Below are 23654 nucleotides of genomic sequence, written 5' to 3'. Positions count from 1 at the left end.
GGGACGTTACCCCGCCGGCCGGTTATCGCACGCCGGGACGCCGCGCGTGGGTGCTGCTGGGATGCCGCACACCCGACCGTGCGACCTCCCCGAGCCGAACCAGGTCCGCGGCCAGGTCTTCCGAGCGGTCGCGGTGCGGCGGAATCAGATTGACGACGATCAGCTCGAGCACACGCGGCATCACCAGGAGCCGGTACGACATCGTGATGCGGGTCCTCCGGTCGCCGACCGGTTCGAGATGCAGGATCCAGGCCGTCGAGTCGCGGAAGATCGCGCCGCGGGTCCGGTACGCGAGCACGCGGGGCGCGGCGGCCTCGGTGATCGTGCACACGCGCGTCCAGCGGATCGGGCCGACCCGATTGCGGCCGCGGAACTTCGCTCCGAGCCTCGGACTCGTTGCGCCGTCCAGCCACTCGGCGCCGCGGCATTCGCTGCTCCACTCGCCGATGCGGGTGACGTCGCGAGCACCGCCCAAATTTGTTCGGGGGTCGCATCCACCACGGTGTCGACACTGCCGCCGGGCGGGATCCGTGCCGTGCTCACGGCAGCCGTCCCGGGGTGCGGGTGATCGGCTGGGACGGGACGGCCGCCGCGTCGGTTCCGGACCAGATCGCGGCGAAGTGGCGGCGATTCGCGATACCGAGGACGTGGAGCAGGAAGAACCGCGGGATCGCCGACACGAGGTGGACGACGTGGTCGCGGTCGTCGGCTCCGAGTCCGTCGATGAGCCAGATCCCTTCCTTGCCCAGGGTCACCATGCTCTTGGGGGCGATGTTGGCGTCCTCGTCCCAGGTGCGCCATTGCGCGTCGGTGAGGGTTTCCGACACGACCGGCATCATGTCGAGTTCTTCCCGTTCGAGGTGTGGCAGCAGCACGTCGGTCAGTGCTGTCAGGGCGGCACTCAGCCTCGCCTGCGAATCGCTGTCGGGGTAGGTGAAAAGTGATGCCGCCGATTCGAGTTCGGTAATTGCGGGCTCGATCCTGCGGTGGTCGTCGTCCATGCTGTGGACGAGGGCCGCGGCGTCGGGGTTGAGGCGGACGACGAGCGGATAGAGCGCGGTGTCCTCCCCTTCGTGATGGTGGCGCAGAAAGTCCATCATCCACAGGATGTGGTCCGCGAGCGGGCCGCGGCGGTTGTCTGGGACGGGTCCTGCTTCCAGGACCGTGCGTGTGCGGAGCAGGTCGCGCCTGAGCGCGGAGTGGACGATGCCCATGATCCGGGTGTCGGCGGGGCCTGCGGGGTCGGAGATCATGACTTCTCCTGTATTCGAGGAGGATCAGTGTTCGAGGAGGATCAACCGGGATCCGCCGGAGCGTCGACGACGGTGCGCGGGTCCGGTCCGAGCAGTCGGATGATCGCGTCGGCAATCCAGTCGCGGTATCGCTGCGGCGTCCACCCGGAGTTCTCGACGAGGAGCAGGTAGACGTCGGGGCTGCCGACGGCCCAGAGACCGTCGACCTGGTCGGGTTCGGGATCCCGGCCGAGAACGAGTGCGGCCGCCTGCCGGAAATTGACGCGGCGACGTTCGTGCAGTGCGCGCTGCCGAGCGGCGAGATCGGCGTCTGCGGCGGCAGCGTGCGCGAAGGTGCGTTCGAGCGGGGCGACCCTGCCGTACTGGGCTGTCAGCAGGTCGGCGGCGGCGCCCGCGCGTTCCGCGAGAGTGCCGACGCCCAGTGCCAGGAACTCGGGGCGCTCGGCCACCGGGATCGGTTCGTCGTCCCCCGCCACCGCCACGTCGATCACCCGCAACAACAGGTCGGTCTTGGTTCCTGCGGTGGCATAGACGGTTTCGACGGCCACGCGGGCACGGCGTGCGATGTCGCGCATGCCGGTCGCGGACCAGCCTCGTGTGGCGAACAACTCCGCCGCCGCGTCGAGCACGGCCTGCCGGGTGTCCGCCGCGTTCGCGCGGCGGCGGGGCGAGTTGTACGCCCGTCGCGGTGAGGCCGGGGGTGCCGACGATTCCGACTTCGGCATGCACCCATTCTGGAACAGCCATGAATTCAATACAAGGCTGTTCCAGTGCCAAAACGCTGCGAAACCGGCCGACCGGCCCGTTTCATGGATGTATGGACAAGGCGAATTGGGATTCCGAGACCCCGCTGTTCACGGAAGAGTGTGCAGCCGGCGGAGCCACCCTCGCGATCGGGCTCGGGGTGGTCGTCACCCTGTTGTTGTTGGTGTTCCTCGTTCCCTGAATCGAAAAGTTGCACCCCGCTTCTCCGGGTACAGGGGTCGGAAAAGCGGGGCGCGAAAGTGGCCGCGGCGAGCGTGTCGGGGGCGCGTCTCCACGACCACGACAGTTGAATCGACAACCACGGATCGAGCGTTACGCCCGTTTCCCACTTTTCTTTTTTCGTATGTCACGGACCGAATGGCATGATCCGGGCGTGAAAATTCGCGCACTCGCCCTGGCCCCTCTGCTGCTTCTCGCCGTCGCCTGCGGATCCTCCGACCCGGATCCCGCACCGTCGACGCCGGACGCAACCCCCTCGACGACGAGCTCGGCTCCAGCGGCCGATGCCACCGGCACGGCAAGCAACGTGGTGACGATCGACGGCGACGCCGCGGAACCGAAGACCGCCGAGGCGATGTGCGCCGAGCTCCTCCCGATGTTCGAGACCCTGCGACAGACCCCCGGATACAACGTCGAGACCGCGGCCGAGCAGTTCCTCACGGCGACGATGAACGGCGAGAGCCTCCCCGAGGATCAGCGGGAGAACTACCGCGAAGCAGTCCGGGCCGCCGCGACGGGTGAGTGCTGACCGCTCTTCCCCCGGACGAAAAAAATACCCCAGGTGAGAGACCGTATTCGGTCTCTCACCTGGGGTTTGGTGGAGCTGCCGGGAATCGAACCCGGGTCCTCCGCCGCCTCACCAGGGCTTCTCCGTGTGCAGTTCGCTAAGCCTCTACTTGGATCTCCCGGTCTCGCGAACAAGCCGAGATGACGATCCCAGTCACTGTTTGATGTCCCGCCCGACTCCGTGACCGAGTCGAACGGTAGAGCTCCCTAGTCGATGCCAGTATCCGGGTCGAGAGCAAACCCGGGCTGACAGAGACGCGATCGCTGATCAGGCAGCGAGGGCGTACTCGCGCTGAGTAGACTCGGCGCTTAATTGGTTGCAATGACGCTTACGGTGGTCTCTTGCCTGCACCGACACGCTTCCCCTAGTTGAACGTACGCAGTCGAAACCGTTCAGCCCCGTACGTACCTGCGACCTTCGCAGGACTACCGACTATAACGTCCGATTCGGGTGCTGTCATTCCCATTTTTCGGTGCGTTCACATGACGCGCCTCACAGCAGCGCGCGCCTCACAACAGTTGGAGCGCCTCCCGGCAGTCGGCTTCGACCAGCTCCATGTTCAGCGCGGCGGCGACGCTCGCTCCGGCCGCGGCGCTGACGATCAGATTCGCCATCGGATCGACGACGTTGCCGGCCGCCCGCACACCCGGAACGCTGGTGGCACCCTGCGCGTCGACCGCCACGTAACTGCCGGCCGGGGTGTCGGTCCGCGCGCACCCCAGTTGCCGCAGCACCGCGTCCCGCGGGGTGAACACGAGCGCCCCGCCCACGAACAACCGTGCCCGCTCGAGCACCCGGCCGCCGGACAGGGTGACCTCGATGTCGTCGGCGCCTCCGGCGACCGAGAGCACCGGGCCGTCGACGACCACGACGCTGCGGGCCTCGAGCCGTTCGAGTTGTTCGCCGGTGAGATCGGTCTCGGTGCGGTCCCAGCCGCGGACCAGCGTCACGTCGTCGGACCACTGCCGCAGAAGGAGCCCCTGGTGGGCCGCCATGTCCGGGGTGTTCGCCAGGACCGCGACGGGTCGGCCCTGCACCTCCGAACCGTGGCAGTAGGGACAGTGCACGACCGTGCTGCCCCACCGCTGCGCGAGTCCGGGAATGTCGGGCAGTTCGTCGGCGAGTCCGGTCGCGACGAGCAGCCGCCGGGCGGTGACGGCGCCACCGTCGTGGTCGACGACGAAGCCGTCGTCACCGGCTCGGACGCCGCGCACCCGGGCGTGTTCGATGCGGCCGCCGTAGCGCCGGACCTCGTCGCGGCCCGTCGCGAGCAACTCCGCCGGCGACCGGCCGTCGAATCCGAGATAGCCGTGCAGGTGCGCGGCGGGCGCGTTGCGCGGCGTGCCGTCGTCGAGGACCAGCACCGACCGGCGGGCCTGTGCGAGGACGAGTGCGGCATTGAGACCGGCGGCGCCGCCGCCGAGGACGATCACGTCGAATTCCATCCACCCAGACTCCCAGCGGCCAACGAATCCGGCAATGTTCTTTGCCGTATCGGCAACGGGAGGTCATGCTGGACGCATGGATCTCACCGCCCGCCTCGCCGCGATCGGACCGCGCCTGAAGGCGTTGCGCCAGGACCGGGACATCACGTTGCAGGACCTGTCGGACGACACCGGCATCTCCGTGAGCACCCTCTCCCGGCTCGAGTCGGGGCTCCGGCGGGCGACGCTCGACCTGCTGCTGCCCATCGCCATCGCCTACCGGGTCACGCTCGACGAGCTGGTCGGACCGGAGGTCGGGGATCCGCGGGTGACGGCCCGGCCGCGCACCGTCGGTTCGATGACGGTCATCCCCCTGACGAGGCAGCCCGGCAATCTGCAGGCCTACAAGATGATCCTCACCCCCGACGACGCACTACCCGAGCCGCGCACGCACGAGGGTTTCGAGTGGTTCTACGTGCTCTCGGGGCGTCTGCGGCTGATCCTCGGCGACCGCGAGCTCACCATGAGGGCCGGGGAGGCGGCCGAGTTCGACACTCGCATCCCGCATTGGCTGGGCCCGGCCGACGACCGCCCAGTCGAACTGCTCACGCTGTTCGGTAAGCAGGGCGAACGCATCCACCTGCGGGCCAGCAGCCGCGGTGCCGGTTCCACGCGAAGCTAGTGCGCAGCGACGTTCAGCTCGCGAATGTGATCATCGCGACCGCAGCGACCGCCAGCACCATGCCGATCCGTCGATCGGGGCCGACGCGCTCGCCGAGAACCGTCGTCGCCAGCAGCACCGTCGCCGCGGGGTAGAGCGCGCCGATCACGCTGACCATCGACAGCATGCCGTGCTGGAACGCGAACATCAGCGCCGCATTGGCGACGACGTCGAGCACCGCCACCCCGGCGATGAACGGCCACAGCTGCCGTGGTGGCCGCAGCAGCATCCCGGCGCCCAGCGCGACTGCGCCCACCACCACCGATGCCGTCAGCCGCGCCATCGCCAGCGGCCACAACCAGGTTCCCTCGGGGACCTGATTCATCGCCACGAACATCAGGGCGAAGGTGAGCCCGGACACGAACGTCAGCCACGCCACCCGAGCGGTGAACCGCGGGTGCGCGCTGCCGCCGACGTCCTCGTCGGATTCGCGGCTGACCAGGACCACCGCGAGCAGCGCGAGGGCGATACCGGCATAGGCGAGCGGGCCCGGCCGCTCCCCCAGCACGAGCCCGACGAGCACGGGTATGCCCGCCACGAGCAGCGCGGTCACCGGAGACACCACGGACATCGGTCCCTCGGCGAGCGCCTGGTAGAACCACCAGATCGCCACCCCGCCGGCCACCCCGGCGACCGCACCCCACACCAGGGACGAGAGGGTGATCTCCCCACCCACCAGCGGGGCCACCGCGAGCACCAGCAGCAGCGACAACGGGTACGACGCGACGACGAACCGCAGCGCCGCGATGCGCCGGGAGGCGACACCCCCGACGAAGTCGCTCACGCCGTAGCCGACCGCGGCGACCAGAGCGAGCAGAACCGCAGTCAGCGGCGCATTCCCTTCACGCGGCGGCCGAGCTCACGCGTGACCTCCCGCTCGGCGGTGCGACGCGCGATGTCCTGACGCTTGTCGTAGTCCTGCTTGCCCTTCGCCAGGGCCAGTTCGACCTTGACCTTGCCGTCGGAGAAGTACATCGACAGCGGCACCAGCGTCTGGTTGCCCTCCCGGGACTTGCCGACGAGCGCGTCGATCTGACGGCGGTGCAGCAGCAGCTTGCGGGTGCGTCGCGGCGCATGGTTGGTCCATGTGCCGTGGCCGTACTCGGGGATGTGCAGTCCGCGCAGCCAGACCTCACCGTCGTCGACGGTCGCGAACGCGTCGACGAGCGAGGCCTTGCCCTCGCGCAGGCTCTTGACCTCGGTACCGACGAGGGCGATGCCCGCCTCGTAGGTGTCGAGGATGGTGTAGTTGTGGCGTGCCTTGCGGTTGGTCGCGATGACCTTCCGGCCCTTCTCCTTCACGTGCAGGCCCTTCCGGTCCACGAGCGATCGAACAGAACACCGTCCAGCATAGGAACCTCCGGCAACCGGTTATTCACGCACGTACAGGCGCAGCGTGACGTACGCGGTGATCGCGGCCATGCCGACCCCGACGATCACGAGGATCGGCGAGACGAGCACCACGTCGCTGGTGGTGATGCGGGCGACGATGTTGGCGTCGTACACGTCGGCGAGCACATCGTCGACGAAGGCGCTCTTCGCGGTGAACAACGCCGCGATCGCGAGCACCGCGCCGATCACCGCGGCGACGACCGCTTCGAGCAGGAACGGCAGCTGGGTGTACCAACGGGTGGCGCCGACCAGGCGCATGATGCCGACCTCGGTGCGGCGGGTGAACGCCGCGATCTGCACCATGTTCGCGATGAGCAGGATCGCGGCGATCGCCTGCACCACCGCGATCGCGAACGCCGCGTTGCGGACACCGGAGAGCACGCTGAACAGCCGCTCGACGAGGTCCTTCTGATTGAGCACGCTCTCCACGCCGGGCCGGTACCCGAACTCGTCCTGGATGATGCCGAACCGGTCCGGGTCCGACAGCTTCACCTTGAACGACGCCGGGAAGCTCTCCGCGCTGACCAGCTCCGCCAGCTCCGGCTGGTCCTTGAAGACACGTTCGGTCGCGTCGGCGACGGCGTCCTCACGGTTGAGGTACTGCACCGACACCACCGACGGCGTGTTCTCCAGGTCGCTGCGCAGGGTGCGGCAGATGTCCTGTTCGCAGTCGGGGTCGAGGGTCGAGACGTCGTCGGTGAGGAACAGCTGCACCTCCACCCGATCGAGGAAGATGCTCTGGGTCTTGTCGGCCATCTGCACGACGAGCAGACCGGCACCGAACAGGCCGAGGGAGATCGCGGTGGTCAGGATCATCGCGACGGTCATGGTGAGGTTGCGGCGCAGGCCGGTCACGACCTCGCTGAACAGGAAGCTTGCTCGCATCGGGTGGGAAGTCCTTCGGTTGCCGGGCGGTCGAGAGCTGGGGGCCGGCGCCTGCTAGCGGCCGACGCCGTAGACGCCGCGCGCTTCGTCGCGGACCACCCGGCCGAGGTCGAGTTCGACGACGCGCCGGCGCATGGAGTCGACGATGTGGTGGTCGTGGGTGGCCATCAGGACCGTGGTGCCGGTGCGGTTGATCCGTTCGAGCAGCATCATGATGTCCTGGCTGGTGTCGGGGTCCAGGTTGCCGGTCGGCTCGTCGGCCATGAGCACCAGCGGACGGTTCACGAACGCCCGGGCGATCGCGACGCGCTGCTGTTCGCCGCCGGACAGTTCGCCGGGCAGCCGGTCCGCCTTGCCGGAGAGACCCACCAGGTCGAGGACCTCGGGCACCGTGCGTTCGATGATCGCCCGGGGCTTGCCGATCACCTCGAGGGCGAACGCGACGTTCTCGGCGACCGTCTTCTGCTGCAGCAACCGGAAGTCCTGGAACACACAGCCGAGGGACTGCCGCAGCTTCGGCACCCGTCGCCCGGAGAGCTTGTTGACGTGGAAGTCCGCGACGTGGACGTCGCCGGACGTCGGTGTCTCCTCGCGCAGCAGCAGCCGCAGGAACGTCGACTTGCCCGAGCCCGACGGTCCGATGAGGAACACGAACTCGCCTTTGCCGATCTCGACACTGACGTTGTCCAGTGCGGGACGGGTGGACGTCTTGTACGACTTGGACACATTCTCCAGGCGGATCACGACGCCATGCTAGCTGTTTGTTACCGGACGGTGACCTACTGGCCTGGAGCGACGGTGGGTTCGGTGGTGTTCGCGGTCGTGGTGTTACCGCTGTCGCCGCCCTCGAGACCGGGGATGCCGGGGATCTCGGGCAGACGGAACCGCGGCGTCTCCGTCGTCGTGGGCGCGGTCGTGGTCACCGACGGCTCCGGGACGGCCGGTACCGAGGTGGGGGCGTCCGTGGTGGTCGTCGGCGTGCTGGACTGCGGCACGGTGGTCTCCGCGGTCGTCGCGGGCGTCTCGGCGGGCGCCACGAACGGCACGTACGGCGTCTCCGAGATCACGACTGCACCCGGCTGCGCCGGGACCGCCGGTTCCTCGTCCTGGTTGAGATAGAGATACAGCATCCACAGACCGAGCCAGGTCACGCACATCGCCACGGTCGTGGTGCGCATTCGGCCGCCGAACAGCTTGGGCGGGATCTTGATCTGCGGTCGCGTCTTCCCGGCCGCGGTCTCGGTGGTCGTCACCTTGCCGGTCGCTTCTTCGGCGGGGGTGCCCGGCTTCGCCCGATCTCCGGTCTTGTTCGCGTCGCTCATGCGTCCACCTCCTCCGCCCGGTTGACGACGGACACGGTGTCGAGTTGCGGTGTCACCGTGATGCCCTTGCGTCGCAGCGCGGCGGCGATGCGTGCCCGCAGCGCGCGGCCCACCTGGAACTGCTTGCCGGGCAGTGTCCGCGCGACGACCCGGATGCTGACCTGGTCGACCTCGAGGCTCTCGACACCCATCACGCTGGGTTCGTCGAGCAGCAGTTCCCGCAGCTTCCCGTCCTTGTAGGCGGCGACACCCACGTCGTGCAGGATCTCGTTGACCTCGGAGATGTCCGCAGTGACCGGCACCGGCACGTCGATGACCGCCCGCGCCCAGTCCTTGGACAGGTTGATCGCCTTGTTGATCTGGCCGTTGGGCACGATGATCACCTCACCGGCCGAGTTGCGCAGCCGCGTCACCCGCAGCGTGACGTTCTCGATGGTGCCGACCGCGTCCTGTGAGGAACCGGTGACCGAGATCTGCACGGTGTCGCCGAAGCCGTACTGGCGTTCGGTGATGATGAAGAACCCCGCGAGGATGTCCTGCACGATGCGCTGCGCGCCGAAGCCGAGCGCCGCGCCGAGCACGGTCGCCGGCGCGACGAGACTGCCGATCGGCAGCTGCAGGTAGTCGAACACCTTCAGCGTCGCCACGATGTAGACGAAGGTGATGACCACCCACCGCACGACCTGGGCCACCGAGTGCCGGTGCTTGGACGCCTCCGACCGCACCAGGTCGTCCGACTCCTGGTACTTCTCGTCGATGTTCCGGGTGATCCGGTTCCCGACCCAGCTCACGAACCGGGCGATGATGACGGCGCCGAGCACCGTCAGGGCGATCAGCAGACCGTTGGTGGTCAGCCAGTCGAGCAGCGTTCTACCGGGAAACAGAGGGAGACCTCCCTGGGTCTGTGAAGTGTCGGGTCGAGCGATTACCGGGTCGGGCGGTTACTGGTTCTGGTTCTCGCGCATGCGCCAGCGGATGCCCTCTTCGAGGAATCCGTCGATCTCACCGTCGAGCACCGCCGACGGATTGTTGACCTCGTACTCGGTGCGCAGGTCCTTGACCATCTGGTACGGGTGCAGCACGTACGAGCGCATCTGGTTGCCCCACGAGCTGCCGCCGTCGCCCTTGAGTGCGTCCATCTCGGCGCGCTCCTCCTGACGCTTGCGTTCGAGGAGCTTGGCCTGCAGCACGCGCATGGCCGAGACCTTGTTCTGCAGCTGCGACTTCTCGTTCTGGCAGGTCACGACGATGCCGGTGGGAATGTGGGTCAGGCGCACCGCGGAGTCGGTGGTGTTGACGGACTGGCCACCGGGACCGGACGACCGGTACACGTCGACGCGCACGTCGTTCTCGTCGATGTCGATGTGGTCGGTCGTCTCGACGACCGGCAGGACCTCGACCTCGGCGAAGGAGGTCTGGCGACGTCCCTGGTTGTCGAAGGGGCTGATGCGCACGAGGCGGTGGGTGCCCATTTCGACGGACAGCGTGCCGTACGTGTAGGGCGCCTTGATCGCGAAGGTCGCCGACTTGATGCCGGCTTCTTCCGCGTAGGACGTGTCGTAGACCTCGACGCCGTAACCGTGCTTGTCGGCCCAGCGGATGTACATGCGCATGAGCATCTCGGCCCAGTCGGCGGCGTCGACCCCACCGGCACCGGCCCGGATGTTCACCAGGGCGTCGCGCTGGTCGTACTCACCGGACAGCAGGGTGCGCACCTCCATCGCCTCGATGTCGGCGCGCAGCGCCGCGCGTTCGGCGTCGGCGTCGGCGAGCGCGGCCGCGCGGTCGTCGCCCTCCTCGCCCTCGGCGAGCTCGTAGAGCACCGGCAGGTCGTCGAGCCGCGAGCGCAGCTCCTCGACACGGCGCAGTTCGCCCTGGGCGTGCGAGAGCTGGCTGGTGACCTGCTGCGCGTGCTCCTGGTCGTTCCACAGCTCTGGGTCGGCGGCCTGGTGCTCGAGTTCGTCGATTCGACGGCGCAGCTCCTCCACGTCGAGGACCGTTTCCACGGTCTCGAGGGTGGTCGCGAGCTCGGCCAGGTCTGCGGAAACATCGGGATGCACGATTTCCAAGGTTACCGGCTAGCGTTCTGGGCATGACCACCGACTTCACCGCCGACCTGGACCTCGCCCTGCGCATCGCCGACGAGGCGGACGCCGTCACCCGCGCCCGCTTCGGTGCGCTGGACCTCAAGGTGAGCGACAAGCCGGACCTGACCCCGGTGTCGGACGCGGATCTCGCGGTGGAGCGACTGGTCCGCGACGTGCTGGGTGCCGAGCGGCCGGCGGACGCGGTGCTCGGCGAGGAGTTCGGCGGCGATGCGGTGTTCTCCGGCCGCCAGTGGGTGGTGGACCCGATCGACGGAACCAAGAACTTCGTGCGCGGGGTGCCGGTGTGGGCCAGCCTGATCGCGCTGCTCGACGACGGCGTGCCGGTGGTCGGAGTGGTCAGCGCCCCGGCCCTGAACCGCCGGTGGTGGGCGGTCGCGGGGCAGGGCGCGTGGACGTCCTTCGAGGGCGGGGCGCCGCGCCGGATCGCGGTGTCGGAGGTGACCCGCACGGAGTCGGCGTCGCTGAGTTTCTCGAGCCTGTCGGGCTGGCGCGACCGCGGCCTGCGCGACGAGTTCATCGCCCTGACCGACGAGGTGTGGCGGGTCCGCGCGTACGGCGACTTCTTCTCCTACTGCCTGCTCGCGGAGGGCGCCCTGGACATCGCGCTCGAGCCGGAGGTCTCGCTGTGGGACCTGGCCGCGCTCGATGTGCTGATCCGCGAGGCCGGGGGCCGGTTCACCAACGTCGAGGGCGTGGACGGCCCGCACGGCGGCAGCGCCGTCGCGACCAATTCGGCCCTGCACGACGACGTGCTCGCGAGGTTGCGTCCGGCTCACTGACCTGCGTCGGCGCGGTCGCCGGAAGCTTCTTACTCCGTAGTAGACACTCTTCTTACTCCAGAGTAAGGTTGGTGGGGTCCGATCCCCTCGAGAGACTTCTGGTGATCATGAGCAAGCAAGACAGTGTGGCCCGGACCCCCCGACGCGATACGTCTGCGGTCGGCCTGAACCCGGTGAAGCGGGACGTCATGGGCGCCGCGATGCGCGTGCTCACGCGAATCACCGGTTCGGAGCTGGCGGATCGCTACAACTTCCGTCAGACCATCGACCGGGCCACGTACCAGTCCACCAAGACCGGCTTCAAGACGCTCGGTGCCGCCACCCGCGCGTTCAAGAAGGTCTCCGGCGGCGGTGCGCCGCAGCGCCTCGACGCACCGAAGAGAAGCGACTTCTTCGATCTGACCCCAACCGACGATCAGCAGATGATCGTCGAGACCGTCCAGGAATTCGCGGCCGAGATCCTCCGGCCCGCGGCCCACGACGCCGACGAGGCCGCAGCGGCGCCCGCCGACCTGCTGGCCCGCGCCGCCGAGCTCGGCATCACCCTCGTCAACGTCCCCGAGGCGTTCGACGGCGCCGCCACCGAGCGCGGCACCGTCACAAACGCACTCGTCGCCGAAGCACTCGCGCACGGCGACATGGGCCTGGCGCTGCCGATCCTGGCGCCCAGCGGCGTCGCCGTCGCGCTCACCCAGTGGGGCAGCGACGAGCAGCAGAAGACGTACCTGCCCGCCTTCGCGAGCGACGACGTGCCGCAGGCCTCGGTCGTGATCGCCGAGCCGCGCGCCCTGTTCGATCCGTTCGCCCTGCAGACCAAGGCCGTGCGCTCCCCCAGCGGCTACCGCCTCAACGGCGTCAAGTCGTTCGTCCCGGCCGCGGGCAGCGCCGAGCTCTTCGTCGTCGCCGCCGAACTCGACGGCCGCCCGGCCCTGTTCATCGTCGAGGCCAAGAGCAAGGGCGTCGTCGTCGAGGCCGATCCCAGCATGGGCCTGCGCGCCGCCGGCCTCGGCCGGCTGCACCTGAACGACGTCGCGGTACCGCAGTCGGCGTTGCTCGGCTCGGACGGAACCGATTCGCTCGACACCGCCGCCGCGGACCTGCGTGCCGAGCAGTACGCCGACGCCGTGCGTCTGGCCCGTCTGGGCTGGGCCTCGCTCGCAATGGGCACCGGCCAGGCCGTGCTCGACTACGTGATCCCCTACGTCAACGAGCGCCAGGCGTTCGGTGAGCCGATCAGCCACCGTCAGGCGGTGGCCTTCATGGTCGCCAACATCAAGATCGAGCTCGACGGCATCCGCCTCGTCACCCTGCGCGGCGCCTCCCGCGCGGAACAGGGCCTGTCGTTCGCCCGCGAGGCCGCGCTGGCCCGCAAGCTCGCGACCGACAAGGGCATGCAGATCGGCCTCGACGGCGTGCAGTTGCTCGGCGGCCACGGTTTCACCAAGGAACATCCCGTCGAGCGCTGGTACCGCGACCTGCGTGCCGTCGGCGTCGCCGAGGGCATCGTCCTCATCTGAGCGGTCCGACCCGAACAAGGAATCTGTAGATGATCAATCTCGAACTTCCGAAGAAGCTCAAGGCCTCTGCGAATCAGGCTCATCAGGTCGCCGCGCAGATCTTCCGCCCGGTCTCCCGCAAGTACGACCTCGCCGAGCACGTCTACCCGGTCGAGCTCGACACGATGGCCGCGATGGTCGAGGGGCTCAACGACTCCGGGCAGGGCGCGGCCGGCGCCGCCCTCGGGCGCGACGCGAAGAAGCAGGACGCCAAGGGCGGCAACGCCAACGGCGGCAACATGGCCGGACTGCTCAACGTCATCGAAACCTGCTGGGGCGATGTCGGACTGACCTTGTCCATCCCCTACCAGGGCCTGGGCAACTCGGCGATCGCCGCGGTCGCCACCGACGAACAGCTCGAACGGTTCGGCAAGGTGTGGGCCTCGATGGCGATCACCGAACCGAGTTTCGGCTCCGACTCGGCGGCCGTGACCACCACCGCCGTGCTCGACGGCGACGAGTGGGTCCTCAACGGCGAGAAGATCTTCGTCACCGCCGGTGAGCGTTCGACGCACGTCGTCGTCTGGGCCAGCGTGGACCGATCCAAGGGTCGCGCGGCGATCAAGTCGTTCGTGGTGCCGCGCGACGCACCGGGACTGAGCGTCGCCCGGCTCGAGCACAAGCTCGGCATCCGGGCATCCGACACCGCGGTCCTGGTTCTGCAGGACTGCCGAATCCCCAAGGACAACATCCTCGGTTCCCCCGAGGTGAACGTCGAACAAGGCTTCGCGGGCGTCATGCAGACCTTCGACAACACCCGGCCGATCGTGGCCGGTATGGCGATCGGCCTGGGACGGGCCGTGCTCGAGGAACTGCGCGCGATCCTGTCCGAGGCCGGGATCGAGGTGTCCTACGACATCCCGGCGAACAACCAGCACGCCGCGGCCGCCGAATTCCTGGCGCTCGAGGCGGATTGGGAAGCGTCCTACCTGCTCGCGCTGCGCGCCACGTGGATGGCCGACAACAAGAAGCCGAACTCGCTCGAGGCGTCCATCTCGAAGGCGAAGGCCGGACGCACCGGGACCGCGGTGTCGCTCAAGGCCGTCGAACTCGCCGGCACCTACGGCTACTCGGAGCGGCCGCTGCTCGAGAAGTGGGCACGCGACTCGAAGATTCTCGACATCTTCGAAGGCACCCAGCAGATCCAGCAGCTCATCGTCGCGCGACGTCTGCTCGGCAAGTCGTCCTCCGAACTCAAGTAAGCGGGTCGAACGCGAGAAACCGGTCCGGGGCGCCGCGGCGGCCCGGACCGGTTTCGTCCGACCTCGGGTGGCTCACGAGTCGAACCTGAAGGATTCGAGAACCCGCGGATCGCCGGTGGGAGCGTGGGTGAGGCACCAGGTGTCGAAGTCCTCACGACGGAAGCGGGATTCGGCGGGGACGAGGCGTATCTGAGGCCTCTCCGGGTCCATCCACCACACGAGGAAGTCCGTGACGGTCCCCTCGGCGGGCCAGCTGCCGGTGTCGCCGGGAAGCAGCAGAACGTCGACGAATCCGCCGACGGGAAGACCGAGGTCTACGAAGATGCCGATCGCGCCCGGCCGTGGGATCAGTGCGACGGTTCCGGACAATCGCTGCCCCGGAACGAGGTTGGCACGCACTCGATCCCAGTCGTCGGGGTCGGAGCGCGGAAGACTCCAGCCGTAGGGAGGGTGCGGTCGATTCTCGTCGGGCTGTTCGGGCATGCGACGAACCTACCTGCGGTGGAGCGAAAGATGCCGCCGTGATCAGAATCGCGGTTCCGGCCTCGACGTGGCGGTGCGGACGACGACAGCCGACACCGCCGCTACGACCGCGGCAACGGCCGCGGCCGCCGCGGCGGGTGTGGACTGCCAGCCGTCGGAGTCGATGCGGGCCAGCGCGATCCACAACAGTCCCCAGACGATCGCGGCCGTGACCGCGAGCCGGCCGCGTCCGACAACGGCCAGGAACACCGACACGACGGCCACCAGGGCGAGGACGACCACCGCCCATGTGTCCGCTCCCAGACCCAGCGGGTCGAGGCGATCGGCCTGCAGCGCGGCGGCGATGTTCGCCACCGTCGCGACCGCCACCCAGCCCAGATACACGAACATGGTGCCGTCGACCACCACGGCCTCGAGCCGGGACTCCGGCCGGGTTGCCGTGAGCAACACGAAAACCCTGGCCAGAACCCCGAGCAGCGCCGCGATGACCACGACGCTGAGCCGGATCAGATCGAACTGGACGGCCAGGATCCATGCGGCATTGAGCAGCATCGACGCGGCGATCCACCACCCTGACTGTCGCTGACGCGGATTCGCGCGCTGCTGCGGCAGCGCCTGCCACACCGCGAGCGCGATCAACCCGACGTAGATGAGCGTCCAGATCGAGAAGGCGGCGCCGCCGGGCGCGACGGCCGTCGCATCGGCCGACAATGCTCCTCCCGCCGCCTCCGAGATCGGGGTTCCGGCAACCGCTCCCGAGCCGAGGAACGAACAGAGCACCGCGACGACCGCACTCAGGGCGACAACCGTCGTGCGGATCGAGTCGGTGGGCGAAGTCGTGCCGACGTGGGGCGTCATGCGATGCAGATGCCCGTCCTGGCCGTTCACGAAACCCCGAACGGGGGTCAGAGGCGCGCCGCCAGCTCGGCGACCAGGTCGCCGCGGTCCCCGACCACGACATCGGACAGTCCCAGCCAGGTCGCCATCTCCCGCAGCTCGACGGCGAGGGATTCGGCGACCTCCCCGGCGTCGCGACCCGGTTCGACGAACGCGCCCGGCACGCGCAGGGCGTCGGCTCCGCGGTCTGCTTTGAGGTCGACCCGCCCCACCAGGTCACCGTTCTGCAGGAACGGGAAGACGTAGTAGCCGTGCACGCGTTTGTGGGCGGGCGTGTAGATCTCGATGCGGTACCGGAAGCCGAAGAGCCGCTCGGTGCGCGGCCGGCAGAAGACGAGCGGATCGAACGGGCAGAGCAGCGCCGTGCCGTGCGCGCGTCGCGGGATCCGGGCGGCGGCATCCAGGTAGGCAGAATCGGACCAGCCGCGCACGGTCACGGGTACGAGCGCGCCCTCGTCGACGAGATCGGCCGCGGCCGCCGCCGTCTGCTCGGCCGAGAGCCGGTAGTAGTCGCGCAGATCCGCGGCGGTGGCCACCCCCAGCGACCGTGCCGCACGACGAACGAGCTCGCGGATCGCGTCGCGCTCGTCGATCTCCACGCCGATCACGTCGTCCGGGAGCACACGTTCGGCCAAGTCGTAGTGCCGGGTGAAGCCGACCCGCCGGTCGACCGACAACGCGCCGGAGGCGAAGAGCTGTTCGCAGATCACCTTCGTCTCGGTGCGTCCCCACCACGGCCCGCCGCGGCCCTGCGGCGTGATCCGCAGGTGCCGTTCGATGTCCCCGGCGGTGGCAGCACCGACCTCCCTGACGACGTCGAGCACATCCCTGCCCAGCATGGGATTCTGCTCCACCACACGTCGTTCCCCGGCCCAGCGGCCGTGGGAGTAGCGGTTCATGCGCCACCGCATCAGCGGCCAGTCCTCGACGGGGATCAGCGCGGCCTCGTGCGTCCAGTATTCGACGAGGGCACGCGGTGACCGGCTCGTGTTCTGCCAGGCGGCGGCGTCGAGGAGTTCGCGGTCGTAACCACCGATCCGGCTGAACACCGGCATGTAGTGCGCGCGGACGGCGACCGACACCGAGTCGAGTTGAAGCAGCGACGTGCGCTGAACGGCGCGCAGCACGTGGCGGCGTGTGGCGCGGCCGGCGGGGCGGCGGTCCGCGAAACCCTGGGCGGCGAGGACGACGCGTCGGGCCGCGTCGGCGGTCAACTCGAGCACACCTCCACCCTGTCATCGACCCCCGACATCGGAGCTTCCTCCCCTACCCGGGGCGACGGTGAGCGCAAAGGCGCCCCCATCGACTGTGATTTGGGTCACGATGTGGGTGCATCCATCGGGCACAAGGAGGTGTCGTATGTCGGCGCAGGATCTCGTCCGGAAGGTCACCGACACCGTCGGATCGCTCATGGTCATGCAGCGCGCCGGGGTACTGTCGTTCCCCCGGGTCGACCACACGGTCTCCACGCTCCTCGCGGTGCGCAAGTACGGACCGTTCGCCGGGCCGGTGCACGCCGACGTCGCACGCGGCCTCGAGGCCATCGCGATCATCGACGAACGTGGCGCGGTCAGTTACCGGAACCTCGAAGGCATGTCCAACGCGCTGGTGCGGGCCTGGCAGGCCGACGGCATCCGCCCCGGCACCGTGCTGGGTGTGATGGCACGCAACCACCGCGGCCTGGTCCTGACGATGCTCGCGTCGGCGAAGCTCGGCACGAAACTCGTGCTGATGAACACCGGACTCGCACCCCGCCAGCTCGCCGACATCGCGGCCCGCGAGAACGTCGAGACGTTCGTGTTCGACTCCGAGTTCGCCGCCGCGGCCGCTGCCCTGCCCGAGGGCACCCGCACCTATCTGTCGTGGCAGGACGAGCTGGTTCCCGGCGCACCGGCCATCGACTCGCTGCTCTACAAGTTCGATCGGTCGCCGGTCCCCGCGCCGTCGGAGCCGGGCGGATTCGTGCTGCTCACCAGCGGTACCACCGGCACCCCGAAGGGCGCGCCACGCGGCCGGACCTCGCCGTTCACATCCGCCCAGTTCCTCGACCGGGTTCCGTTGCGTCGTGGCCAGAGGATGCTCATGGCCGCGCCCGCCTTCCACGGCACCGGCGTCTCCCAGATGGCGATGGCCCTGGCGCTGGGGCAGACGGTGATCATGGCGCGCCGGTTCGATCCGCTCGAAACCCTGCGGCTCATCGAGGGCGAACGGGCGAACGTGCTGGTCGTCGTGCCCACGATGCTGCAGCGCATCCTCGACCTCGGCATCGGGAAGATCGCGGAGTTCGACACCTCGAGCCTGAAGATCATCTTCGCTGCCGGGTCGGCCCTGTCCCCCGATCTGTGCCGGCGCACCCGCGAGGCGTTCGGCGACGTCCTGCACAACCTCTACGGGTCGACCGAGTGCGCGGTCGCGACGGTCGCGACCCCCGAGGACCTGCGGCGCGCGCCCGGAACCGCCGGCCGCCCACCCGTGTCGTGCCGGGTGGAGATCCTCGACGACGCGGGTAACCCCGTCACCGAACCCGGCGTGTCCGGCCGCATCTTCGCCGCCAGCGGACTGAGCTTCGAGGGCTACACGGACGGGCGGGACAAGGAACGCATCCGCGGTCTGCTCTCGACCGGCGACGTCGGTCACTGGGACGCCGACGGCTATCTGTTCGTCGACGGCCGCGACGACGACATGATCATCTCCGGCGGGGAGAACGTGTATCCGCTGGAGGTGGAGAACCTGCTGGTCGAACGCGACGACGTGCTCGACGCGGCGGTAGTAGGGGTGGAGGATCCCGAGTTCGGCGCCCGCCTGCGGGCGTTCGTGGTCCCCACACCCACAGCAGCCCGCGACCCCGAGGAGATCAAGGCGTACGTGAAGGCGAATCTGGCGCGCTACAAGGTGCCGCGCGATGTGATCTTCCTCGAGGAACTTCCCCGCAACACGACGGGCAAGCTGCTCCGCCGCGTGCTCGTCGACATGGAGATCTGACCGGTCCCCTCCGAGCGAATGTATCGCTCGGCTCCTTCAACCGAGCGAACGGTACATTCGCTCGGAAAAATTGGGCGGACGCGGGCAAAAGGAAAGGCCGGCATCCGAATTCGGATGCCGGCCTTCCAGTGGTAGCGGGGACAGGATTTGAACCTGCGACCTCTGGGTTATGAGCCCAGCGAGCTACCGAGCTGCTCCACCCCGCGTTGCAGAAACGAAGTTACACGAGCGTTCGAACCGAAGGCAAATCGCCTGCACCGCCACCTCCAGGGGACGGCACCCGCCGGCTCGCCGAACCGAAAATCGGCGTCCGCCACCCGAGACAACAGGCGAAAACTGGTGACCCGGACCACATTCCACGCATGATTCATTTCACATAACGGGCGTGTAACAGAACGGGTGGCTGACCGTTATTTTCGACCGTCGACCTGGGGAAATGCCGGTCGACGGTCTCACCAGTTGGACACGCGTCCGCCGAATCGGGTGGGTATACGCCGACGCGACCGCTCTGTACGGTCGGTCCCGGCCCGAAACCACCGGGCCAACACCGGACTGCCGCTGCTGACACCCTGCCCCGCAGGATCCGGTGCCTACGAATCCTTCGAGGGGCAGGGACGCGGCCACGACACGCGCCCGCTCCCGATCGACGCCGAATCCGGTGTGACGAGGATGCCAGGCCCGCCGCCGTCAGCGAGCGCGGAGAGGATCCACCCGCATGACCACTCTGTTCAGCAAGCGCGGCCTGGGCATGGCCGTCGTCACCGGCGCCCTCGTCGCCCTCCCCGTCGGCCTGGCCACCGGCACCGCCTCCGCAGCGACCCACAACTGGGACGGCGTCGCGCAGTGCGAGAGCGGCGGAAACTGGGCCATCAACACCGGTAACGGCTACTACGGCGGCCTCCAGTTCTCGCAGAGCACCTGGACCGCCAACGGCGGCACCGGCAGCCCGCACACCGCGTCGAAGGAAGAGCAGATCCGCGTCGCCGAGAACACCCTGCAGTCCCAGGGTCCCGGTGCGTGGCCGGTGTGCGGTCAGTACCTGACCACCGAGTCCGCGCCCGCGCCCGCTCCGGCGGCACCCGCCCCGGCGCCGGCCCCGGCTGCTCCGGTCGCGCCCGCGGCCCCCGTGCCCGGCGACCAGGTGCAGCAGGCCATCGACGCCGCACGCGTCCTCGCCGAGCAGAACGGTCTCGGCGCCCAGTTCCAGCAGCTGATCGACGTCGCCGGCCGCTGACCGAACGCAACGAAGCCGGGCCCCGCACTGAGTGCGGGGCCCGGCTTCGTGGTTGAACCTACCGATCAGCCGCCGGTCGCCTGGTAGGCGTCGACCGCCCGCTGGACCCGTTCCAGGGCCCGGCCGTAGGCCGCGAAGTCACCGCTGCGCTGCGCGTTGCTCAGCTCGGTCAGCGCGGCGTCGAGTTCGTTCACGGCGGCGGCCCGGTCCGCGGGCACCGGAGCCGGCGCCGCCGGCTGCGGTGCGGGCTGCGGCACGGACCCCTGCGCCTGTTCACCGTTCGCGCCCGGCTCCGCCGGTGCGGTCGGTGCCGATTCGCCGCCCGGCGCGGTGGCGGCATTGCCGACGCCACCGCCGAACACCTGATCCAGCGCGCCCGCCAGCGTCGGGGCGTAGCCGATGCGCACGCCGCCGCCCTGTCCCGGTTCGCGATAGCTCACCAGCACCCGCGACAGCTGCGGGAACGTGGACGTACTGCCACCGGTCGAGTTGCGTTCGGTGTACATCGGCTGGACGTACAGGATGCCGCCCTCCGCGATCGGCAGGGTGAGCAGGTTGCCGTAGTGGATGCGGTTCGACCGCTCGAGCAGCGTCCGTTCCGACGCCACCCGGGTATCGGAGATCATCGCGTTCTGCGTCTGCTCGGGACCGAACGTCTGGGTGTCCGTCGGCAACTGCAGGATCGTGAACTTCCCGTAGTCCTTCGGGTCGGCGTCCACCGAGATGTACGCCGACAGGAACTGCCGGTTGTAGCCGACCATCGCCGAGGTCAGCCGGAACGACGGCGCAGCCGTCTCCTCGTCGCCGACGAGCACGTAGTACGGCGGCTGGTTGGCGTTCGTCTCGACGGTGGGATCCGACGGCACCGACCAGAACGCGTTGTTCGTGAAGAACTCACGCGGGTCGTCCACGTGGTACTTCGCGAGCATCTCGCGCTGCACCTTGAACAGGTCCTCCGGGTACCGGAAGTGCGAACGCAACTCGTCGGTGATCGCCTCCTGCGGGGTCACCGCATCCGGGAACACACCCATCCACGCCTTCAGGACCGGGTCCTGATCGTCGACCTGGTACAGGGTGACCGTTCCGTCGTACGCGTCGACGGTCGCCTTCACCGAGTTGCGGATGTACGAGACCTCCTTGCGGGGCAGCAACCGGCCGGTGTTCTGGTCGATGCTGTCCTCGACCAGACCCTCGAGGGAACTGCGCTGCGCGTACGGATAGTTGTCGAGCGTGGTGTACGCGTCGACGATCCACACGATCCGCCCGTTCACCGCTGCCGGGTAGGCGTCGCCGTCGGCGGTCAGCCACGGCGCGACCTTGGTGACACGGTCGCGGGGGTCGCGATTGAACAGGATCTTCGAATCCTCGCCGATCGCGCCGGAGAACAGGATGTTGCGCTCGGCGTACTTCGCGGCGAACGCGAGCCGGTTGAACCAGTTCCCGATCGAGACACCACCGGAACCGTCGTAGGTGTACTTGTCGGTGTCGGTGTCGTACTCGCGCGGCCCGGAGTCGCCGGCGGCACCGACGATCGCGTAATCCGGATTCGCCTGCGCAATGACCTCACCGAAGTAGATCCGCGGCTGCTCGACCGGGATCACCTGGCTGTCGGTCTTGAGCGAGGCGAGGTCGCTGACCATGTACACGGGGTAGCCGCTGTTGCTGTTGGCGGCTTCCTCCGCCGATTCGCTGGCGGCCGCGTTGACCCGGTTCGCCGGCGCGGCGACCAGGCCGTTGCCGTGCGTGTACACGGTGTGCCGGTTGATCCAGTCGGTCTGGTTGCCGGTCAGGCTCGACGGGGACAGCTCGCGGGCGGCGACGATGTAGTCCTCGACCTTCCCGTCCACGCTGTACCGGTCGATGTCGAGCGACTGCGGGAACCCGTAGAAGTTCTTGAGCTGCTGCTGCTGGGTGAACGTGCGCGGCAGCACGTTCGGGTCGAGCAGGCGCGTGTTCGCGATGGTCGTCAGGTCTGCGGGCACATTGCTCGGCGACGCGGTGCCGACCCCCGGATAGTCCCGGTACTCCACCTTGTCGTCGGTGATGCCGTACGCCTCGCGGGTCGCGGCGATGTTCCGTTCGATGAACGGGGATTCCTTGTCCGCGGCGTTCGGGCGCACCGAGAACTGTTCGACGACCAGCGGGTACACCGCGCCGACGAGGATCGACGAAAGCACCAGCAGCGCGGTGGCCAGCGCCGGGATCCGCAGATCCCGCAGCACGATCGCGGCGAAGAAGGCGATCGCACAGATCACCGCGATGGCCAGCAGGATGAGCTTCGCCGGCAGCACCGCGTGGATGTCGGTGTAGCCGGGGCCGGTGAACGTGGGTTCCTTGCGGCCGCTCCACAGCAGCGTGTACCGGTCGAGCCAGTAGGCGATCGCCTTGAGCGCGACGAACACACCGGCGAGAACCGCGAGCTGGATCCGCGCGGCACGGCTGACGTTGCCGCCGCGGCCGGCGAGCCGGATGCCGCCGAAGATGTAGTGGGTGACCAGGTTCGCGATGAGCGCGAGGATCACCGCGACGAACATCCAGTTCAGCAGGAACCGGTAGAACGGCAGGTCGAACGCGTAGAACCCGACGTCGAGCCCGAACTGCGGATCCACGGTGCCGAACGAGCCGCCGTTGAAGAACATCTGCACGGTGACCCAACTGGCCTGCGCGACCAGACCCGACAGCAGACCCAGCACGATCGGGATGCCGAGCCCGAACATGCGCATGCGGGTCATCACCGTGGTGCGGTATCGCGCGACCGGGTCGTTGGGACCGGCCGTGGGCACGAACACCGGCCGCGATCGATAGGCCAGCAGCATCGCCAGCCACACGACGGCGCCGACGAAGAGCGCGGTGACCACGAACAGGACGATGCGGGTCACCAGCACCTTGACGTACACGTCGCGGTACTCCACCTCACCGAACCACAGCCAGTTGGTGTATGCGTCGACGAGCCGGGGACCGAGCAACAACAAGGCCGCCACCACCAGCGCGAGGATCAGCAGAACCTTGCTGCGTTTGGACAGGGTGGGTACCCCTGATGGGGGCCTCATTCCCACGTGTCACACTCCCAACTCTTCGGCGGCGCCGGATCACGCCGCAGTTGCTCGCCCCCCGTGCATCGCGCGCCGCGCGCGTACACCGGTGACCGTTTCGCCCCAACTCTACGGAACGAATCGCTCCTGCCGCCGAATCGACGGACTCACGGAACCGGTCCCGTGAGCCGCGGTGATTCACCGCAGGCTCACGGTGCAAGGATAGGACGGTGAGTGAGCATCTTCCCGTCCCCTCCGAAGAAGGCCTGCGCCGCTGCGTCGGCGAGATCGTCGACTTCGTCGACGCCGACGGCTGGGGCCGTCCGCCGGTGATGTTCGCGCTGGTCCCGACCGCGCTGCTGGCTGCGGAGGAACCATCGCTCGGTGACCGGCTCGACGAGGGCAGCGAATACACCCCGATCGAACAGGACGCCTTCCCCGAGGACGTCGAGGGTGGCAGTCCCGCGCTCGACGAATTCCTGGCGACGACCAGCTGGCCGTCGTCGGTGGCCGGGTGTGTGCTGGTCCAGGAGATCGTGGTGTTGCCGCCCAGCGCAGAGTCCGATCTCGACGACGCGCTCGCGCCGCGGCTGGCCGACGCGCACGCCGCGGACGAGGCGGCCCGGCTGGCGGCGCACAGTCATCCCGAACGGCGTGAGGCGCGCCTGATCGCGGGGGTGCTGCGCGACGGGCCGTCGCTGTGCCTGCTGCAGCTGCGCCCCACCGACGACGAGGATCCGTTCGCGGGCATCGAACTGCGCACCTACGAGAACCTGGCGCCGAACCTGGTCGCCGCGCTCTACGCGACGCTCGAACCCGACGAGGACTGACG

At 68.6% G+C, this 23654-nt stretch carries 24 protein-coding genes, 1 tRNA gene and 1 other RNA gene; 9 read left to right on the top strand and 17 right to left on the bottom strand.

The window, feature by feature from the left end:
• Window positions 1–22: 22 nt before the first annotated feature.
• From ACWDUD_RS22655 to ACWDUD_RS22645, 3 genes are all read right to left on the bottom strand, one after another.
• Window positions 23–475 carry an SRPBCC family protein gene (locus tag ACWDUD_RS22655; RefSeq protein WP_450110743.1) on the bottom strand — a complete coding sequence of 151 codons (453 nt, stop codon included), beginning with the start codon at window positions 473–475 and terminating at the stop codon, window positions 23–25.
• 64 nt (window positions 476–539) lie between these two features.
• The gene (locus ACWDUD_RS22650; RefSeq protein WP_197254348.1) at window positions 540–1253 is read right to left on the bottom strand and encodes a hemerythrin domain-containing protein; all 714 of its coding nucleotides are present in this window, start codon (window positions 1251–1253) and stop codon (window positions 540–542) included.
• Between the two features lie 41 nt (window positions 1254–1294).
• Window positions 1295–1978, bottom strand: a complete 684-nt coding sequence (locus tag ACWDUD_RS22645; protein ID WP_231611143.1) for a TetR/AcrR family transcriptional regulator — start codon at window positions 1976–1978, stop codon at window positions 1295–1297.
• Between the two features lie 92 nt (window positions 1979–2070).
• Between ACWDUD_RS22645 and ACWDUD_RS22640 the strand changes: the two genes are divergently transcribed.
• Both ACWDUD_RS22640 and ACWDUD_RS22635 read left to right on the top strand, forming a co-directional pair.
• A complete protein-coding gene (locus ACWDUD_RS22640; protein WP_269437665.1) occupies window positions 2071–2199 on the top strand; it encodes a hypothetical protein in 129 nt (42 codons plus the stop codon).
• A gap of 192 nt (window positions 2200–2391) precedes the next feature.
• Window positions 2392–2766 carry a hypothetical protein gene (locus ACWDUD_RS22635; protein WP_450110742.1) on the top strand — a complete coding sequence of 125 codons (375 nt, stop codon included), beginning with the start codon at window positions 2392–2394 and terminating at the stop codon, window positions 2764–2766.
• 67 nt (window positions 2767–2833) lie between these two features.
• On the opposite strand, the gene ssrA is transcribed toward ACWDUD_RS22635, so the two are convergent.
• Window positions 2834–3205, bottom strand: a transfer-messenger RNA (tmRNA) gene (gene ssrA, locus ACWDUD_RS22630).
• Window positions 3206–3314: 109 nt separating this feature from the next.
• Window positions 3315–4250: an NAD(P)/FAD-dependent oxidoreductase gene (locus ACWDUD_RS22625; RefSeq protein WP_450110741.1), complete on the bottom strand. Its 936-nt coding sequence runs from the start codon at window positions 4248–4250 to the stop codon at window positions 3315–3317.
• A gap of 76 nt (window positions 4251–4326) precedes the next feature.
• Between ACWDUD_RS22625 and ACWDUD_RS22620 the strand changes: the two genes are divergently transcribed.
• The gene (locus ACWDUD_RS22620; RefSeq protein WP_197254345.1) at window positions 4327–4911 is read left to right on the top strand and encodes a helix-turn-helix domain-containing protein; all 585 of its coding nucleotides are present in this window, start codon (window positions 4327–4329) and stop codon (window positions 4909–4911) included.
• Window positions 4912–4924: 13 nt separating this feature from the next.
• Here ACWDUD_RS22620 and ACWDUD_RS22615 read toward each other — a convergent pair whose 3' ends face one another.
• The 7 genes from ACWDUD_RS22615 to prfB form a co-directional block, all read right to left on the bottom strand.
• A complete protein-coding gene (locus ACWDUD_RS22615) occupies window positions 4925–5767 on the bottom strand; it encodes an EamA family transporter (RefSeq protein WP_450110750.1) in 843 nt (280 codons plus the stop codon).
• 8 nt (window positions 5768–5775) lie between these two features.
• On the bottom strand, window positions 5776–6252 hold the full coding sequence (gene smpB / locus ACWDUD_RS22610) for an SsrA-binding protein SmpB (RefSeq protein ID WP_450110740.1): 477 nt from the start codon (window positions 6250–6252) through the stop codon (window positions 5776–5778).
• Window positions 6253–6321: 69 nt separating this feature from the next.
• Window positions 6322–7227, bottom strand: a complete 906-nt coding sequence (gene ftsX / locus ACWDUD_RS22605) for a permease-like cell division protein FtsX (RefSeq protein ID WP_197254343.1) — start codon at window positions 7225–7227, stop codon at window positions 6322–6324.
• 54 nt (window positions 7228–7281) lie between these two features.
• The gene (gene ftsE / locus ACWDUD_RS22600) at window positions 7282–7971 is read right to left on the bottom strand and encodes a cell division ATP-binding protein FtsE (RefSeq protein ID WP_450110739.1); all 690 of its coding nucleotides are present in this window, start codon (window positions 7969–7971) and stop codon (window positions 7282–7284) included.
• 35 nt (window positions 7972–8006) lie between these two features.
• Window positions 8007–8549 carry a hypothetical protein gene (locus tag ACWDUD_RS22595; protein WP_450110738.1) on the bottom strand — a complete coding sequence of 181 codons (543 nt, stop codon included), beginning with the start codon at window positions 8547–8549 and terminating at the stop codon, window positions 8007–8009.
• Window positions 8546–9403: a mechanosensitive ion channel family protein gene (locus ACWDUD_RS22590; protein ID WP_231611151.1), complete on the bottom strand. Its 858-nt coding sequence runs from the start codon at window positions 9401–9403 to the stop codon at window positions 8546–8548. Before ACWDUD_RS22590 ends, ACWDUD_RS22595 begins: the two co-directional genes overlap by 4 nt.
• Before the next feature lie 87 nt (window positions 9404–9490).
• Entirely contained in the window at window positions 9491–10609 is a 1119-nt protein-coding gene (gene prfB, locus ACWDUD_RS22585; RefSeq protein ID WP_248673365.1) for a peptide chain release factor 2, read from the bottom strand.
• Between the two features lie 32 nt (window positions 10610–10641).
• Between prfB and hisN the strand changes: the two genes are divergently transcribed.
• The 3 genes from hisN to ACWDUD_RS22570 all read left to right on the top strand — a co-directional run bounded on the left by hisN (window position 10642) and on the right by ACWDUD_RS22570 (window position 14194).
• Window positions 10642–11436 (top strand): histidinol-phosphatase, encoded by a 795-nt coding sequence (gene hisN, locus ACWDUD_RS22580; RefSeq protein ID WP_450110737.1) that lies wholly within the window; start codon window positions 10642–10644, stop codon window positions 11434–11436.
• A gap of 101 nt (window positions 11437–11537) precedes the next feature.
• Window positions 11538–12953 carry an acyl-CoA dehydrogenase family protein gene (locus tag ACWDUD_RS22575; RefSeq protein ID WP_248673381.1) on the top strand — a complete coding sequence of 472 codons (1416 nt, stop codon included), beginning with the start codon at window positions 11538–11540 and terminating at the stop codon, window positions 12951–12953.
• A gap of 29 nt (window positions 12954–12982) precedes the next feature.
• Window positions 12983–14194 (top strand): acyl-CoA dehydrogenase family protein, encoded by a 1212-nt coding sequence (locus ACWDUD_RS22570; RefSeq protein WP_248673367.1) that lies wholly within the window; start codon window positions 12983–12985, stop codon window positions 14192–14194.
• Between the two features lie 72 nt (window positions 14195–14266).
• Here ACWDUD_RS22570 and ACWDUD_RS22565 read toward each other — a convergent pair whose 3' ends face one another.
• From ACWDUD_RS22565 to ACWDUD_RS22555, 3 genes are read right to left on the bottom strand one after another with little or no spacing between them, the layout of a single operon-like run.
• The gene (locus tag ACWDUD_RS22565) at window positions 14267–14677 is read right to left on the bottom strand and encodes a hypothetical protein (protein ID WP_450110736.1); all 411 of its coding nucleotides are present in this window, start codon (window positions 14675–14677) and stop codon (window positions 14267–14269) included.
• A gap of 42 nt (window positions 14678–14719) precedes the next feature.
• Window positions 14720–15535, bottom strand: coding sequence for a TspO/MBR family protein (locus tag ACWDUD_RS22560; RefSeq protein WP_450110749.1), 816 nt, complete (start codon window positions 15533–15535; stop codon window positions 14720–14722).
• Window positions 15536–15582: 47 nt separating this feature from the next.
• Window positions 15583–16797 carry a winged helix-turn-helix domain-containing protein gene (locus tag ACWDUD_RS22555; RefSeq protein WP_450110735.1) on the bottom strand — a complete coding sequence of 405 codons (1215 nt, stop codon included), beginning with the start codon at window positions 16795–16797 and terminating at the stop codon, window positions 15583–15585.
• Between the two features lie 136 nt (window positions 16798–16933).
• Between ACWDUD_RS22555 and ACWDUD_RS22550 the strand changes: the two genes are divergently transcribed.
• Window positions 16934–18556: an acyl-CoA synthetase gene (locus tag ACWDUD_RS22550; RefSeq protein WP_450110734.1), complete on the top strand. Its 1623-nt coding sequence runs from the start codon at window positions 16934–16936 to the stop codon at window positions 18554–18556.
• A gap of 129 nt (window positions 18557–18685) precedes the next feature.
• On the opposite strand, the gene ACWDUD_RS22545 is transcribed toward ACWDUD_RS22550, so the two are convergent.
• Window positions 18686–18762, bottom strand: a tRNA-Met gene (locus ACWDUD_RS22545).
• 509 nt (window positions 18763–19271) lie between these two features.
• Here ACWDUD_RS22545 and ACWDUD_RS22540 point away from each other — a divergent pair.
• Window positions 19272–19790, top strand: coding sequence for a transglycosylase family protein (locus tag ACWDUD_RS22540; RefSeq protein ID WP_450110733.1), 519 nt, complete (start codon window positions 19272–19274; stop codon window positions 19788–19790).
• 65 nt (window positions 19791–19855) lie between these two features.
• Here ACWDUD_RS22540 and ACWDUD_RS22535 read toward each other — a convergent pair whose 3' ends face one another.
• Window positions 19856–22846, bottom strand: coding sequence for a UPF0182 family protein (locus ACWDUD_RS22535; protein WP_450110732.1), 2991 nt, complete (start codon window positions 22844–22846; stop codon window positions 19856–19858).
• Window positions 22847–23052: 206 nt separating this feature from the next.
• Between ACWDUD_RS22535 and ACWDUD_RS22530 the strand changes: the two genes are divergently transcribed.
• Complete coding sequence (locus tag ACWDUD_RS22530; protein ID WP_450110731.1) at window positions 23053–23652, top strand: PPA1309 family protein; 600 nt, start codon at window positions 23053–23055, stop codon at window positions 23650–23652.
• Window positions 23653–23654: the final 2 nt, after the last annotated feature.

The sequence above is a fragment of the Rhodococcus sp. NPDC003382 genome, from assembly GCF_053589135.1.
This window is presented reverse-complemented; position numbering and strand designations above follow the sequence as displayed.

Bases quoted from the DNA above. Each gene is read 5' to 3' on its own strand.
- ACWDUD_RS22650 (WP_197254348.1), bottom strand. From the start codon at position 1,253: ATGATCTCCGACCCCGCAGGCCCCGCCGACACCCGGATCATGGGCATC.
- ACWDUD_RS22645 (WP_231611143.1), bottom strand. From the start codon at position 1,978: ATGCCGAAGTCGGAATCGTCGGCACCCCCGGCCTCACCGCGACGGGCG.
- ACWDUD_RS22640 (WP_269437665.1), top strand. From the start codon at position 2,071: ATGGACAAGGCGAATTGGGATTCCGAGACCCCGCTGTTCACGGAAGAG.
- ACWDUD_RS22625 (WP_450110741.1), bottom strand. From the start codon at position 4,250: ATGGAATTCGACGTGATCGTCCTCGGCGGCGGCGCCGCCGGTCTCAAT.
- ACWDUD_RS22620 (WP_197254345.1), top strand. From the start codon at position 4,327: ATGGATCTCACCGCCCGCCTCGCCGCGATCGGACCGCGCCTGAAGGCG.
- ftsX (WP_197254343.1), bottom strand. From the start codon at position 7,227: ATGCGAGCAAGCTTCCTGTTCAGCGAGGTCGTGACCGGCCTGCGCCGC.
- ACWDUD_RS22595 (WP_450110738.1), bottom strand. From the start codon at position 8,549: ATGAGCGACGCGAACAAGACCGGAGATCGGGCGAAGCCGGGCACCCCC.
- hisN (WP_450110737.1), top strand. From the start codon at position 10,642: ATGACCACCGACTTCACCGCCGACCTGGACCTCGCCCTGCGCATCGCC.
- ACWDUD_RS22570 (WP_248673367.1), top strand. From the start codon at position 12,983: ATGATCAATCTCGAACTTCCGAAGAAGCTCAAGGCCTCTGCGAATCAG.
- ACWDUD_RS22565 (WP_450110736.1), bottom strand. From the start codon at position 14,677: ATGCCCGAACAGCCCGACGAGAATCGACCGCACCCTCCCTACGGCTGG.
- ACWDUD_RS22560 (WP_450110749.1), bottom strand. From the start codon at position 15,535: ATGACGCCCCACGTCGGCACGACTTCGCCCACCGACTCGATCCGCACG.
- ACWDUD_RS22550 (WP_450110734.1), top strand. From the start codon at position 16,934: ATGTCGGCGCAGGATCTCGTCCGGAAGGTCACCGACACCGTCGGATCG.
- ACWDUD_RS22540 (WP_450110733.1), top strand. From the start codon at position 19,272: ATGACCACTCTGTTCAGCAAGCGCGGCCTGGGCATGGCCGTCGTCACC.